This window comes from Streptomyces sp. NPDC127100, from assembly GCF_042724095.1.
Classification (GTDB): Bacteria; Actinomycetota; Actinomycetes; order Streptomycetales; family Streptomycetaceae; genus Streptomyces.
This window is the reverse complement of sequence record NZ_JBHXFL010000025.1, coordinates 86,994-101,761: the sequence shown is the minus strand read 5'-3', so window position 1 is coordinate 101,761 and position 14,768 is coordinate 86,994. Positions and strand designations below refer to the sequence as shown.

General features: G+C 73.7%; 6 protein-coding genes. 4 read left to right on the top strand and 2 right to left on the bottom strand.

The features are described from left to right. Both ACFWJB_RS22290 and ACFWJB_RS22285 read right to left on the bottom strand, forming a co-directional pair. Positions 1 to 1,427, bottom strand: a 1,427-nt coding sequence (locus ACFWJB_RS22290) for an amino acid adenylation domain-containing protein (protein ID WP_386924247.1), incomplete at its 3' end; no start/stop codon positions are given. Beyond that, complete coding sequence (locus tag ACFWJB_RS22285; protein ID WP_386924245.1) at positions 1,424 to 2,614, bottom strand: cytochrome P450; 1,191 nt, start codon at positions 2,612 to 2,614, stop codon at positions 1,424 to 1,426. The genes ACFWJB_RS22290 and ACFWJB_RS22285, both read right to left, overlap by 4 nt. 399 nt (positions 2,615 to 3,013) lie before the next feature. On the opposite strand from ACFWJB_RS22285, the gene ACFWJB_RS22280 reads away from it, so the two are divergent. The 4 genes from ACFWJB_RS22280 to ACFWJB_RS22265 all read left to right on the top strand — a co-directional run bounded on the left by ACFWJB_RS22280 (position 3,014) and on the right by ACFWJB_RS22265 (position 14,711). Continuing rightward, a complete protein-coding gene (locus ACFWJB_RS22280) occupies positions 3,014 to 3,355 on the top strand; it encodes a hypothetical protein (RefSeq protein WP_386924243.1) in 342 nt (113 codons plus the stop codon). Continuing rightward, positions 3,352 to 4,812 carry a condensation domain-containing protein gene (locus ACFWJB_RS22275; RefSeq protein ID WP_386924241.1) on the top strand — a complete coding sequence of 487 codons (1,461 nt, stop codon included), beginning with the start codon at positions 3,352 to 3,354 and terminating at the stop codon, positions 4,810 to 4,812. Before ACFWJB_RS22280 ends, ACFWJB_RS22275 begins: the two co-directional genes overlap by 4 nt. A gap of 127 nt (positions 4,813 to 4,939) precedes the next feature. After that, entirely contained in the window at positions 4,940 to 5,122 is a 183-nt protein-coding gene (locus ACFWJB_RS22270) for an MbtH family protein (protein WP_385459801.1), read from the top strand. A gap of 43 nt (positions 5,123 to 5,165) precedes the next feature. After that, positions 5,166 to 14,711: an amino acid adenylation domain-containing protein gene (locus ACFWJB_RS22265; RefSeq protein WP_386924239.1), complete on the top strand. Its 9,546-nt coding sequence runs from the start codon at positions 5,166 to 5,168 to the stop codon at positions 14,709 to 14,711. Positions 14,712 to 14,768: the final 57 nt, after the last annotated feature.

The window sequence follows — 14,768 nt, the reverse complement described above, 5'->3', positions numbered from 1 at the left end:
GCATCAGGTAGAGGACCGCGGCGTGCGCTGCGATGGCGGGCCGGCCGGCCCCCCCCCCCCCCCGGTCCGGCCCCGGGGCGGGGGGGGGCGGCGGCCCCCCACCGCCCGCGGCGGCGCGCCCCCCCCCCCCCGGACGGGTGGTCGCGCAGGGCGCCCTCGATCTCGCCCGGTTCGACGCGGTAGCCGTGGATCTTGATCTGGAAGTCGGCGCGGCCCAGGAACTCCAGGGTCCCGTCCGGGCGCCACCGCCCCCGGTCCCCCGTCCGGTACATCCGCCCGCCCGGCCGGTCCGTGAACGGGTCGGGCAGGAACGAGGCGGCCGTCGCCCCGGGCCGGCCGAGGTAGCCGCGCGCGAGCTGCCCGCCGCCGACGTACAGGTCGCCGGGGACGTTGACGGGGACCCTCCGCAGCCGCTCGTCGAGCACGTGGATCTTCCCCCCGGAGACCGGGGAGCCGATGGACGGCGTGGTCGGCCAGCGGTCCTGCGGTGCGGTCAGGCGCAGCGCCGTCACCACGTTGACCTCGGTGGACCCCCACTGGTTGTCCAGGACCACGCCGTCGCCCAGGGCCGCGCACATGGCGCGCAGGTGGTCGCTCACCGTCAGCCGGTCGCCGGTCGTGACGACTTCCCTGACGCTGGCGACGTCCCGGGGACGGCGCCGGGCGTGCCGGGCGAGTTCCTCGAGGACGGCGCCGGGCAGCAGCACCGTGCCGACGGCATGGCGCCGGATGAGTTCGGCCAGTGCGGACACGTCGAAGCGGTCGGACTCCTCGGCCATCACCGCGCAGCCGCCGGCCCACCAGGTGGAGAGGAACTCGTAGCTGCACACGTCCGAGGTGACCGGGAAGTACTGGAGCACGCGGCCGTCGAGCCGGTAACGGCGCTCCGTCCAGCGCATCAGCCGGGCCGTCGGGCCGTGGTCCATCACCACTGCCTTGGGCCGTCCGGTGGAACCGGAGGTGTGGACGACGTACAGGGCGTTGCCGGGGCCGGCGGCGAGAGGCGGATCCGCGGCGGAGGCACCCGACAGCTGCTTGACGGTCAGTGCGGGCACGGGCCGGCCCGTCGGGGCGTCCGGCTCCACCACGACGCACGCCGCTCCGGCGTCCTCGGCGAGGAAGGCCAGGCGGTCCGCGGGCTGCTGCGGGTCCAGGGTCACGTACGCGGCACCGGACTTGGCGATGCCGAGCAGCGCCAGGGGCAGGTCCGCGGTGCGGCCCAGACACAGGCCGACGCGGGACTCGACGCCGATACCCCGGGCCCGCAGGCCCTCGGCGACGCCGTTGGCCCGTGCGTTGAGCTCCCCGTACGTCAGCCGCTCGCCACCGCAGACCACGGCGAGGGCGTCGGGGTGCCGGCGCGCGCGGTCCTCGAACCGCTCGACGACGGTCGGTTCGGCGCGGTGGTGGCCGGCGGCGGCCGTCACGCGCGTGCTCCCTGCCGTGCGCCCCCGACCGGGGTGAACGTCACCGGGATCGCGGCCGGGCCGCGCAGCATCGGGCCGAAGCTCCACACGACGTCCTCCACCGGCACGGTCAGCCGCACGTCACCGAGCGTCTCGAAGAGCAGCCGGAGGGCGATCTCCGCCTCGGCACGGCCCAGGTGCGCTCCCAGACAGAAGTGGGTGCCGTGCCCGAAGGCGAGGTGGCCGCCCCGGGGCCGGTCCATGTCGAAGACGTCCGGGTCGTCGAAGCGGGCCGGATCGCGGTTGGCGGCGGCGAAGGACATCAGGACCGTGCCGCCCCTGGGCACGGGCACGTCCCCGATGACGAGATCCTCGACGGCGTAGCGGTTGGTCGACACCTGGATGACCGAGTCGTGGCGCAGCAGTTCCTCGACCACGTCGGCCCAGCGTGCGGAATCCGCCATGGCCTTCGCCCGCTGTGCGGGGTGCTGGAGCATCCGGACGATGCCGGCCGAGACCAGCGGAACGGTCGTGGTGTGCCCGGCTCCCAGCACGGCGGTGACCATGCCGCGCAGTTCGGACTCGTCACGCAGCCCTCCGTCCTCGAGGGCGCGCAGGAGCGCGGTGGTCACATCGTCACCGGGGTGGGCGCGCTTGTACTCCAGGATGCGGGTGACGTACGCGTCGATGAACTCGGCGGCTTCGGGATCCGGCTCCCGGGCCGCGGCGGCCCACCAGAACCGGTCCATGAACAGGACGGGGTCGACGCGCTGTTCCGGGGGGACGCCGAGGATCTCGTGGATCACGGCCACGGGCACGACCAGACCGTACTCGGCCATGAGATCGGCCCGTCCGTGCCCGGCCAGGCCGGCGATCGCCTCCCGGCAGATCCGGGCGATCGTGGGGCGCAGCGCGTCGACGGCGGTGAGGCTGAAGGCGGGGTTGACCACCCGGCGCATCCGGCCGTGGTCCGGCGGGTCGGAGTCCAGGACGCTGCGTTCGGCAGGTGCCGAGGGATCGGCGCCCGCGGCGTTGCGCGGGTCGGAGCTGAGCCGGGAGTCGAGCAGTCCGGCGCGCACGAGCTCGTAGGAGGTGACGAAGCAGGTGGACTCCTCGGCCGTGTCGCCGCCCATCGGGCAGGCCGGCGCGTTCGCCCGCAGCCATCGGTAGTTGGGATACGGATCCGGGTCAGCGGGATAGCCCTTCATCGGAACGCCCTCCTCGTCGGTTCGGGCTCTCTGCGCATCCCGCGCTCCGCCGAATTCATCGGGGGGCTGCGGGGTGCCGAAACGTCGCGCCTGTCCAGCGGATCGAAGTACGTCAGAGGCGTGGTGACGTGGGGTGCTCGGATTCCTGACCCTGCACGTCAACTGTTTATTGATCACCGACCCCGAGAGTGTGGATCAGTGCCTGAAGGGTTGTCAAGGTATTACCGGAGCACGCTTACCCGACGCTTAACCGGGATGGCGGGAACAAGTCATGATCCCGACCGCAGGCGCCGGCGGGGACGGTGATCCATCTTCCGGCGAAGCGGTCTGAACTGCGAAAGCGTGCACGACAGTCGTCGGAGGACGGCGGAACTTTTTAGACAACATGCGGACACGCTGTTGACGCTGCTGCTGCAAACTGACCAGACTTCCGAGGTCGTCAGAACCCCATACTCGCCCGAGCCGATCGATGGCAGTCGACGGCAGGAAGCCGGCCGCATCGGCCGCTCGGCGATTTCCGTACAAGACGGCCCGACGCCATTCCGCCCCGAAACTGAGAAGCGCGAGTCTTCAGTCGAGTTCACGGCAGGCGAGTGCTATTTCCATTCTTCGCCCCGCGGCCTTGGCGTGCCATTTTCGAGAGGTTCGGAATCATCTTTCTGGGAGTTTTCCACCTTGCTGAGAAAGCGCTGCCCGAACGGCCTGTCCCGTGACGCGTCGCGCGCCGGGGAGAGGACATGAAGGACAACCGAGAGGAGCTTCTGCGCCGCCGCCTGGCCGGGCGGGCGGGCCGGGCCGGCTCCATGGCGACGGCCCGGCGAGCACAGCGCCCCGCACTCTCCTTCGGGCAGCGCAGGATCTGGTTCATCGACCGGCTCCAGCCCAGCAGTGCGGCCTACACCGTCCCGCTGGCCCACCGGCTGCGGGGTGAGCTGGACCGCCGGTCACTGGAGAAGGCGCTCACCGCGGTGGTCCGGCGTCACGAGGCACTGCGCACCCGTTTCCCGGCCGCGGAGGGGGAGCCGTACCAACTCGTCGAGGAAACGGATCCCGTCCTGCGGTTCGAGGACCTGAGCGAATGCGGCGATCCCGAGACGCGGGCCCGGGACATGGTCGCCGCCGAGGCGGACAGCGCCTTCGACCTCGCCGCCGGTCCGCTGCTGCGGGCCCGGCTGCTGCGCCTGGGGCCGGCCGACCACGTCCTGCTGGTCACCGTCCACCACATCGTCTTCGACGGGTGGTCGCTGAGCGTGTTCACCGGCGAGTTGTCCGCGTGCTACTCGGCGCTGCGCGCCGGCCTGACCCCGGACCTCCCGGAACTGCCCGTGCAGTACGCGGACTTCGCCGCCTGGCAGCACGCACACCTCACCCCCGAACGGCTACGGGGCCATCTGGAGCATTGGCGCACGGAGCTCGACGGAGCACCGACCGTGCTGGAACTGCCCGGTGACCGCCCTCGGCCCGGGGCGCCGTCCCACCACGCCGGCGCGGTGCCCCTCGTGGTGCCCGCCGGGATCGCGGAACGACTGCGGGAGGTGGCCCGCGCTCGGTCGGCCAGCCTGTTCGTGGTGATGCTGGCCGCCTACCAGGCGGTGCTGAGCCGTCACACCTCGATGACCGACCTGCTGGTCGGCGTGCCCGTGGCCGGGCGCGACCGCCGGGAGTCGGAGAACCTGATCGGGTTCTTCGCCCACACGCTGCCGCTGCGGGCCCGCCTCGACGACGACCCCGCGTTCTCCGACCTGGTCGCCCGGGTCCGCGAAACGGTCCTGGAGGCGATGTCCCACCAGGAACTGCCCTTCGAGCAGCTGGTCGAGCACCTGGTGCCGGCCCGGGAACTCGGCCGCAACCCGCTGGTCCAGGTGCTGTTCAACCTGCTGACGCCGGAGACGGGGGTGGCGTCCGACGCCCTGCGGCTCGCGGGGCTGGACGTCACCGAGTTCGCCGGAGAGGCGGTCAGTACCCGGTTCGACCTGGAGTTCCACGTCCACGACGAGGGCGCCCGGCTCACGGCCAGGATCATCTACCCGACCGACCTGTTCGACCGCACCACGATGGTCTGGTTCGCCGAACACCTGCTGAACTTCGTCACCGCGGTGGCGGCGGATCCATCGGTCCGCATCTTCGACGTTCCGCTCGTCACGGACGACGAACTGGAACTGATGGCGCGGTGGAACGCCCGGAGCGACCTCGTGTGAGGCCCGGGCCGGTCGCCGCTCCCACCCCCTACGACCTCGCGTACGGCGTCCCGAAACGAACCTCTCCCGACGGATTTCTGACCACCCCCGGAGCGCCCCCCTTCCGGACGAACACATCGGAGGACAGATGGATCAGCGTGTCGTGGTGAACCACGAGGAGCAGTACTCGATCTGGCCCGTGGACCAGGAGCTGCCGGCCGGCTGGACCGACGTCGGCTTCTCGGGCTCCAGGGACGAATGTCTCGCCCACATCGGCGAGGTGTGGACCGACATCACTCCGCTCAGCGTGCGCCGGGCCCTCGGCCGCTGACCCGCTGTCCCCCCCCCGCAGTGCACACGAACCTGGAGGCCGCATGACCGCCGAACGCCCCCGGCTCTCTCCGGAGCAGGCCGCGCTGCTCGCCCGGCGCCTGCGGGGTGGGCAACGCACCCAGGGCGCCGGACCGGAACTCGCCCCCAGGCCGCCGGGGACCCCCACCGAGCCGTCCCTCGCCCAGATGCGGCTGTGGTTCCTGGACCAGCTCCAGCCCGGCGCCATCGCCTACGTCATGCCCGACACCACCTACCGGCTGCGCGGCCCGCTCGACACCGACGCGCTGGAGGAGGCGCTGCACGCCGTGACCGCCCGGCACGCGGTGCTGCGCAGCCGCTTCGAGACCGTCGACGGGCAGCCCCGCGTGCTGTTCGACGAGCCCGGGCGGATCGGGCTCGACGTGCTGGACGTCTCCGGCGCGCCGGATCCCCACGCCGCGGTGCGGGCCTTCGTCCGTGACGCCGCCCGCACCCCGTTCGACCTCGACACCGGCCCGCTGCTGCGCCCCACGCTGCTGAGACTCGGACCCGACGACCACGTGCTCCAGGTGACCGTGCACCACAGCGTCTTCGACGGGCTGTCCATCGGGGTGTTCGAGGCCGACCTGAGCACGGCCTACCGTTCGGCCCTGTCGGGTGCCGCCCCGGGGTGGCCCGAACTGAGCGTGGACTACGCGGACTTCGCGGCATGGCAGCGCGAGTCGCTGTCGAAGGAGGCGACCGCGGACCACCTCGCCTACTGGCGGGAGCGGCTGGCGGGCGCCCCTCCGGCGCTGGAACTGCCCACCGACCGCCCGAGGCCGCCGGTGCCGTCCCACCGCGGCCGGACCGTCTCCTTCACCGTGCCGGCCCCCGTCGCCGACGCACTGCGCCACATCTCCCGGCGCGGGCGTGCCACCCTGTTCATGACCACGCTCGCGGCCTACCAGGTGCTTCTCGGCCGGTACGCCCGCACCGACGACATCGTGATCGGCTGCCCCACCAGCGGGCGGGACCGGCCGGAGCTGGAGGCCCTGGTCGGCTTCTTCGTCAACTCCCTCCCGCTGCGCACCACCGTGGACCCGGCACGGCCCTTCGCCGAGTTGCTGGACGAAGTGCGGGACACCGTCCTCGACGCGTTCGCCCACCAGGAGCTGCCGTTCGACCGGATCGTCGAGGAGATCGGCCCGCCGCGCGAGACCGGCCGCAACCCCATCACCCAGATCTGGTTCGACCTGTTCACCCCCGGTTGCCGGCTCGCGCTCGGCGAGACCGTCGCCGAGAAGTTCCCGGCGCAGTGGTACTCCACCCGTTTCGATCTCGAACTGCACATGGTCGAGCACGACGACGGCAGCCTCGGCGGCCACCTGGTCCACGCGGTCGACCTGTTCGACCACACCACCGCCGAGCGCATGGCCGAGCACTACGTCACGCTCCTGTCCGCCGTCGCCGGCGACCCGCTGCGCCCGCTGGGCGAACTGACCATGTCCCCTCCGGCCGAGCTGGACCTGCTGCTGCGCGGCTGGCAGGACACCTCCGTGGACGTCGACACCGGCACCACGGTCGTCGACGAGTTCGAGAAGCAGGTAGCCAGGACCCCCGACGCGACCGCGCTGGTGTGGGGGGACGAGAGCCTCACCTACTGGCAGCTCAACTCGAGGGCCAACCAGATCGCCTGGCACCTGCGGGAGGGGGGCGTCGGCCCGGAGACGGTGGTCGGCCTGCTGCTGCCCCGCGGCGTCGAGCTGATCGCCGCCCTGCTCGGGGTGCTCAAGGCGGGCGGCGCGTACCTGCCGCTGGACCCCCAGGCCCCGCAGGACCGCATCGCCTTCATGCTCGGCGACGCCGGGGCCCGGCAGGCCGTCGTCGCCCCCGGACTCGTGGACCGCCTCCCGCCGGACGTCACCGCCGTCGAGCCGCCCGCCCCGGACGGCCGTCCGCGCACCGACCCACCGCGCGGCACCACGGCCGACAACCTGATCTACGTCATCTACACCTCGGGGTCCACGGGCAGGCCGAAGGGCGTGGCCATGACGCACCGCCCCCTGCTGAACCTGCTGCACTGGCAGCTCGACCGGGCCCGGGTGGCCGGCCCGACGCTGCAGTTCTCGGCCATCAACTTCGACATCTCGTTCCAGGAGCTGTTCTCCACCTGGCTGGCCGGCGGTTCGGTCGTCCTCCTCGCCGAGGACGACCGGCGCGACCCGGACCGGCTCCTCGACACCATGCTGCACGGAGGCGTGCGCCGGCTGTTCTGCCCCCCGATGGTCCTGGAGCAGATTGCGCAGGCCGCGGGCGGGCGCGAGCAGCTGCCGCCCCTCACCGACGTGCACACGGCGGGCGAGCAGCTCCACCTCAGCGCCGAGATCACGGACCTGCTCGACCGGCTGCCGGACGTGCGGCTGGACAACCAGTACGGACCCACCGAGGCACACGTCATCACGGCGCACCTGCTGACGGGCGACCCGCTGGACTGGCCGGCGGACCCGCCCGTGGGCGACCCGATCGCCAACACCCGCGTCCACGTCCTCGACGAGCGCATGCGTCCCGTGCCGGTCGGCATCCCGGGCGAGGTGTACGTGGGCGGCGCCTGCCTGGCCCGCGGGTATCTCAACCGGCCCGGTCTCACCGCGGACCGGTTCCTCCCGGACCCCTTCGCGAGCGTCCCGGGCGAGCGCCTCTACCGCACCGGCGACCTGGCCCGCCGGCTGGAGGACGGCACGCTGCGGTTCCTCGGCCGGGCCGACGACCAGGTCAAGATCCGCGGTTACCGGATCGAGCCGGGGGAGATCGCCGCCCTGCTCGGCGAACACCCCGAGGTCGCCGAGGCCGCCGTGGTGCCGATCGAACTGGTACGCGGTGACCTGCGGCTGGCGGCCTACGTGGTGCCCGCGGCCGGGGCGCGGCCCGACGTGACGAGACTCCGCGCCCACCTGGAGGGGTCGCTCCCCGACTACATGGTGCCCAGCTATGTGGTGACGCTGCCGAAGCTGCCGCTGACCGGCCCCGGCAAGCTCGACCGCAAGGCCCTTCCGCTGCCGGACCGGGAGTCCGGCGTGGCGGAGAACTACGCCGCGCCCCGTGACGAACGGGAGGCCGCCATGGCCCGGATCTGGGCCGAGGCGACCGGCCTGGAGCGGATCGGGGTGCACGACGACTTCTTCGACCTGGGCGGTCACTCGCTGCTGGCCACCCGGGTCACGGCCCGGGTGAGCAAGGTGTTCGGGGTCGCCCTGCCGCTGCGCGCGATCTTCACCCATCGCACGGTCGCGCGGCTGACCGCCGCGCTCGGCGGCGCCGTGCCGTTCACCCGGAGCGCCCCGGTGCCGCGTCCGCCCGGCGAGGAGCCGCGACTCTCCTTCGCCCAGCAGCGGCTGTGGTTCCTGGACCGGCTGCAGCCGCACTCGATCGCGTACGTCATGCCGGACACCACGTACCGGATCCGGGGTCCCCTGGACGTCCAGGCGCTGGAGCGGGCGCTGCGGTCGGTGCTGGACCGGCACGCGGTGCTGCGCGCCCGCTTCGAGGACGCGGACGGCAAGCCCCGGATCGCCTACGCCGACAGCGCGGACATCGCCGTCGGGCGACTGGACCTGAGCGGCGCGGCCGATCCGCTGCGGGCCGCGCTGGAGTTCACCGAGCGCAGCGCGCACACGCCGTTCGACCTGGCCCGCGGCCCGCTCGTCCGCCCGACCGTGCTGCGGCTGGGGGAGGGCGACCACGTACTCCAGGTGACCGTGCACCACTCGGTCTTCGACGGTGTCTCCATCCACCTGTTCGAGGAGGAGCTCACTCGTGCGTACCGGGCGGCGACGACGGACGGCGCGCCGGCCCCGGCACCGCTCCAGGTGGACTACGCCGACTTCGCCGCCTGGCAGCGCCGGGCCCTGACGGACGAGGTGGCCGACGCGCACGCGGCGTACTGGCGGCGGAAACTGGACGGCGCTCCGCCCGCGCTGGAGCTGCCCACCGACTTCCCGCGTCCGTTGCAGCCGACGTACCGGGCGGGCACCATCCGGTTCGCCCTCCCGGAGGAGGTCGTCAGCCGGCTGAGGGAGATCGCCCGGGCCCGCGAGGCCACGCTGTTCATGGTCACGGCGGCGGCGTACCAACTGCTGCTCGGCCGCCACACCGGCAGCGACGACGTGGTGATCGGCTGCCCGGCGACCGGGCGGAACCGGCCCGAACTGGAGCCCCTGATCGGTCTGTTCGTCAACTCGCTGCCCCTGCGCACCGACCTCACGGGCGCGCCGGCCTTCGGGGAACTGCTGGACCGGGTGCGCGAGACCACCCTGGACGCGTTCGCTCACCAGGACCTGCCGTTCGAGCGGCTGGTCGAGGAGGTGGCCCCGCCGCGCGACATCGGGCGCAACCCGATCGTGCAGGCGTGGTTCGACCTGTTCACCCCGGGGTGCCGGCTGCGCGTCGAGGGAGCCGCGACCGAACGGCTCGTCCCCGACTGGACCACGACCAGGTTCGACGTCGAACTGCGCCTCGCCGAGGAGGACGACGGCGGCCTGTCGGGCGAACTGGTCTACGCGAGCGACCTGTTCGAACGCTCGACCATGGAGGTGTTCGCGGAGCAGTACGCGGCCCTGGTCGCCTCGGTCGCCGAGGCCCCCGGTCTGCCGGTGAGCGAGCTCGCCGCGGTCGCTCCGGGGGAGCGCGAGCGGCTGCTGACCGACTTCAACGGCAGTGCGCTGACCGGCGTCGATCCCCGGGCCACCGTGGTCGGCCGGTTCGCCGAACAGGCGCGCCGCACCCCGGACGCGCCGGCGTTGATCGCCCACGGCAGCCGGTGGACGTACCGCGAGATCGACGAGCGGGCCGAGCGCATGGCCGCCGCGCTGCGCGGGCGCGGCATCGGCGTGGAGTCCCGGGTCGCGGTCTGCCTGCCGCGCACGGCGGACCTCCCCGTCACCCTCCTCGCGGTCGCCAGGGCGGGCGCGGCCTACGTCCCGCTCGACCCCGAGCACCCGGCACAGCGGCTGCGGCTGCTCGCGGCGGACTCCGGCGCCGCGCTGGTCGTCACCTCGCGCACCTCCGGCACCGACTGGCCGGCGCCCGTCGTGACCGTGGCCGACCTCGACGCGCCGGCCGACACAGCGCACCCGCACGCCCCGGCCGAGGCGCACGCCGGGCCGCACGTCGTGGGCCCGGCGAACGCGCTGTACGTCGTCCACACCTCGGGGTCGACCGGACGGCCCAAGGGCGTGGTGATGCACCACGGTCCCACGGCGCGCCTGATGCACTGGGCCGCGCAGCGGTACGCGTCCGCGCCCGTCGCCCTCCAGTACTTCCCGGTCACCTCGGACGTGTGCAGCTACGAGCTGTGGTCGACCTGGTGGACCGGGGGCACGGTGGTGCTCGCCGACGAGCGCGACCGGTTCGACGCCGCCCGGCTGGCCGCGCTGATCGAGACCCACCGGATCACCACCGTCCTGGTGCCCGGCACGGTGCTGAACGAGCTGGCCGCGCACCACCCCGAGCGCCTCGGGACCCTGACGGAGGTCGTCACCACCGGCGACCGGCTGGTCGTCACCGACGCGATCCGCGCCCTGGGCGTGCGCGTGGACAACCAGTGGGGTTCCACCGAGGTGAACGTGGTCACCGCGGGCCGGCTGAGCCCGCCGGCGGCGGACTGGCCCACCCTGCCCGGCATCGGCGCCCCCGTCTCCGAGGCGCGGATCTACGTGCTGGACGACCGGATGCGTCCCGTGCCCACCCGGGTGCCCGGCCATCTGTACGTCGGTGGTCCGCCCCTGGCCCGGGGCTACCTCGGACGCCCCGGCCTGACCGCCGCGTCCTTCCTGCCCGACCCGTTCGCGAACGAGCCGGGCGCGCGCATGTACCGGACGGGCGACCGGGGCCGGTGGCGGCCCGACGGCACCCTGGAGTTCCTCGGCCGTGCCGACTTCCAGCTGAAGGTGCACGGCTACCGCGTGGAACCCGGGGAGATCGAGACCGCCCTGGAAGCCCATCCCCAGGTCGCCCGCGCCGCCGTCAGCGCCCCCTCCGACGGCACCGGCACCCGGCTCGTGGCACACCTTCAGGCACCGGGCGTCGACGTCGGGGCGCTGCGGGACTGGCTGGGGGAGCGGCTGCCCGCGCACCTGACGCCGCAGGACTTCGTCGTGCTCGACGCGCTCCCGACCACGGCCACCGGCAAGATCGACCGGGGTGCGCTTCCCGCGCCGGAGCGGAGCCCGTCGGACACCGCGCCGCGCCACGACGTCGACGAGCGGATCGCCGGGATCTGGGGGGAGCTGCTCGGCCACCGGGACTTCGGGATCCACGACGACTTCTTCGCCCTGGGCGGCCACTCGCTGCTGTGCGTCGAGGTGCTCCATCGCGTCGGCCGTCTCTTCGACGTCGACCTGGCGCTGCGCGTGATGTTCACCCACCGCACGGTGGCCCGGCTCGCGGACGCCGTGGCGGCGGCCAGGGCCTCGCACCGCGCCGCGCCGGCCGCGGGGCGCTCCGGCGGGACCCAGGTGCCCTCGTTCGCCCAGCGGCGCCTGTGGTTCCTGGAGCGGCTCCAGCCGGGACTGCCGGCCTACCTGGTGCCCTTCGCCCACCGGCTGCGTGGGCCGCTCGACGTCGACGCGCTGCGCCGGGCCTTCTCCGGCGTCCTGGAACGGCACGAGGCGCTGCGCGGCCGCTTCCACGAGGACGACGGCGAACCGGTCGTGGTGCCCGGGCCGGCGGTGCCCCTCGAGGTCGTCGGCCTGGACGGCGCCGCCGATCCGGTGCGGGCGGCCGAGGAGCACGTGTCCCGCGACGCGGTCACGCCGTTCGACCTGGCCGGCGGCCCGCTGGTCCGGGCGACGCTCCTGCGGCTGGCCCCGGACGACCACGTCCTGTCGGTGGTCGTGCACCACGCGGTGTTCGACGGCCTGTCCCGGCAGATCTTCGCCCGTGAGCTGGCGGCCGCCTACCAGGGGCACGAACTGCCCGGACTGCCCGTGCGGTACGCCGACGTCGCGGCCCGGCAGCACGAGGACCTCGCCGGGGACGCCTACGCCGAGCACGCCGCCCACTGGCGCAAGGCCCTGGCGGACGCGCCCCCGGCGCTGGAACTGCCCACCGCCCGGCCGCGCCCGCCCGTGCCGTCCTACCGCGGCTCCGTGGTCGGGTTCACCGTGGGGCGCGAGACCGCGCGGGGCCTGCGCGAGCTGGCCCGGTCCCGCGGGGCCACGCCGTTCATGACGGCGCTCGCCGCCTTCCAGGTGGTGCTGGGCCGCTCCGCCGGTGTGGACGACGTCGTGGTCGGCTGCCCCGTGGCCGGCCGCCACCGACCGGGCACGGACCGGCTCATCGGCTTCTTCGTGAACCTGCTGCCGCTGCGTGCCGACCTGTCGGCCGACCCGGGCTTCGGCGAACTGCTGGACAGGGTCCGCGAGGACACTCTGGAGGCGTTCGTCCACCAGGACCTGCCGTTCGAGCAGCTCGTGGAGGAACTGGCACCGCCCCGCGACCTCGGCCGCAACCCGATCGTCCAGGTGTGCTTCCAGCTGTTCGACGGGGAGGCACCCGACGGGCTCGCCCTGCCGGGTCTGACCGTCTCGCCGTTCGACGGCCCGGGCACGGTCACCCGGTTCGACCTCGAGATGCACCTGACCGCACGCGAGGACGGCACGCTGGCCGGAGAACTCGTCTACGCGACGTCCCTGTTCGACGACGCCACGATGCGACGGCTGGCCGAGCACTACACGACCCTGCTGACCGCGGTCGTGCGCACGCCCGAGGCGCGCGTCCGCTCCCTGCCGATGGCCGGTGCCGCCGAACGCGACCTGGTCGTGCGCACACGGAACCGGACCCGTACCGGGGGCCCGGCGGACGCGGAGGCCCTGGGCGCGACGATCGCCGAGGCGTTCGAACGGCAGGCGGCACGCACCCCGGACGCGCCCGCCCTGGTGCACGGCGCCGAGCGGCTGACGTACGCACGGCTCGACGAGCGCGCCGGCCGGGTCGCCGGGCTGCTCGCGCCCCACGGCCCCGGAGAGGTCGTCGCGGTGCTGCTGCCCCGGGGCGCGGACCTGGTGGTGTCGCTGCTGGGAGTGCTGAAGACCGGTGCGGCCTACCTCCCCGTGGACCCGGACCTGCCGGCGGAGCGCATCGGCTTCATGCTCGCGGACGCCGGCGCGGTGACGGTGCTGACCGTTCCCGGACTGGCGCACCTGGTGCCCGGCACGCGGCCCACGACGCTGCTGCGGCCGGACGGGCCGGCGGCGAACCCGGCGCGCCGGGCGGCCGGCGGTCTCCACGCGGCGTACGTCCTGTACACGTCCGGCTCGACCGGGCGTCCCAAGGGCGTCGTGGTGACCCACGCCTCGCTGCTCAACCTCGTCCGGTGGCACCTCGGCACCTACGCCCTCGGGCCCGGCGACACGGTCAGCCAGACCGCGAGCCCGTCCTTCGACGCGGCGGGCTGGGAGATCTGGCCGGCCCTGCTGTCCGGAGCCTGTCTGGACGTCCCGGACGACGAGACCGTGGGCTCGCCGGAAGCCCTCGCCGGCCACTTCGCCCGAGCGGGGACGACGATCGCCTTCGCCCCCACCCCGCTCGCGGAGGCCCTCCTGGACCTGCCGGCGGCGCACGGCACCGCCCTGCGGGCGCTGCTGACCGGCGGCGACGTGCTGCGGCCCCGGCCGGGCGCGGACGACGGCCTCCCGGTGGTCAACCACTACGGACCCACCGAGAACACGGTGGTGGCGACGGCGACCGGGCCGCTCACCGCGCCCTGGGAGCTGCCGCCCATCGGATCGCCCATCGCCGGCGTCACCGCGTACGTGCTGGACGAGGCCCTGTGCCCGGTGGGCGTCGGCGTGCCCGGCGAGCTGTACCTGGGGGGCGCGGGCGTCGCCCGGGGCTACGCCGGCAACCCGGCCCTCACCGCGGAACGGTTCGTGCCGGACCCGTTCGGCGGGGAGCCGGGCGCCCGGCTGTACCGGACGGGAGACGTGGCGCTGTGGCTGGAGGACGGCGGCCTGCGGTTCCTCGGCCGGGCCGACGACCAGATCGCGATCCGCGGCTACCGCGTCGAACCCGGCGAGATCGAGGCCGCGCTGCTCGCCCATCCCCGGGTGGGCGGAGCGGCGGTGGCCGCCGCGCAGTCGCCGAACGGACGGCAACTCGTGGGATACGTCGTCCCGGCCGGCGAGACGCCCAGTCCCGGCGAACTGCGCGCCCACCTCGCCGCCGTGCTGCCCCGTCACATGGTGCCGTCGGCCTTCGTGTTCCTCGCGGAACTCCCCCTGACGGTGAGCGACAAGGTCGACCGGCGGGCCCTGCCCGAGCCGGAGTGGACGGGCGGCGAGGCGGTCCGTCCGCGCACCGCGACCGAGGAGGCCGTCGCCGGCATCTGGGCCGAAGTGCTCGCCGTCCACGACGTCGGCGTCCACGACGACTTCTTCGACCGGGGCGGGCACTCGCTGCTGGCCACCAAGGTGATCACCCGGATCGACGAAGCCTTCGGCGTGCGGCTCCCGCTCCGGGCGCTGTTCGAGCACCGCACCGTCGCCGAGCTCTCCGACGTGGTCGAGGCGGCCGTGCGCGCCGAGATCGACGCCATGTCGGAGGAGGAGGTCGCCGAGGAACTGCGGTGAGCGTCCGACCGACCAGCCCGTCCGCTGCCCGGAACTGGGGTCATTGATGGAGACGAC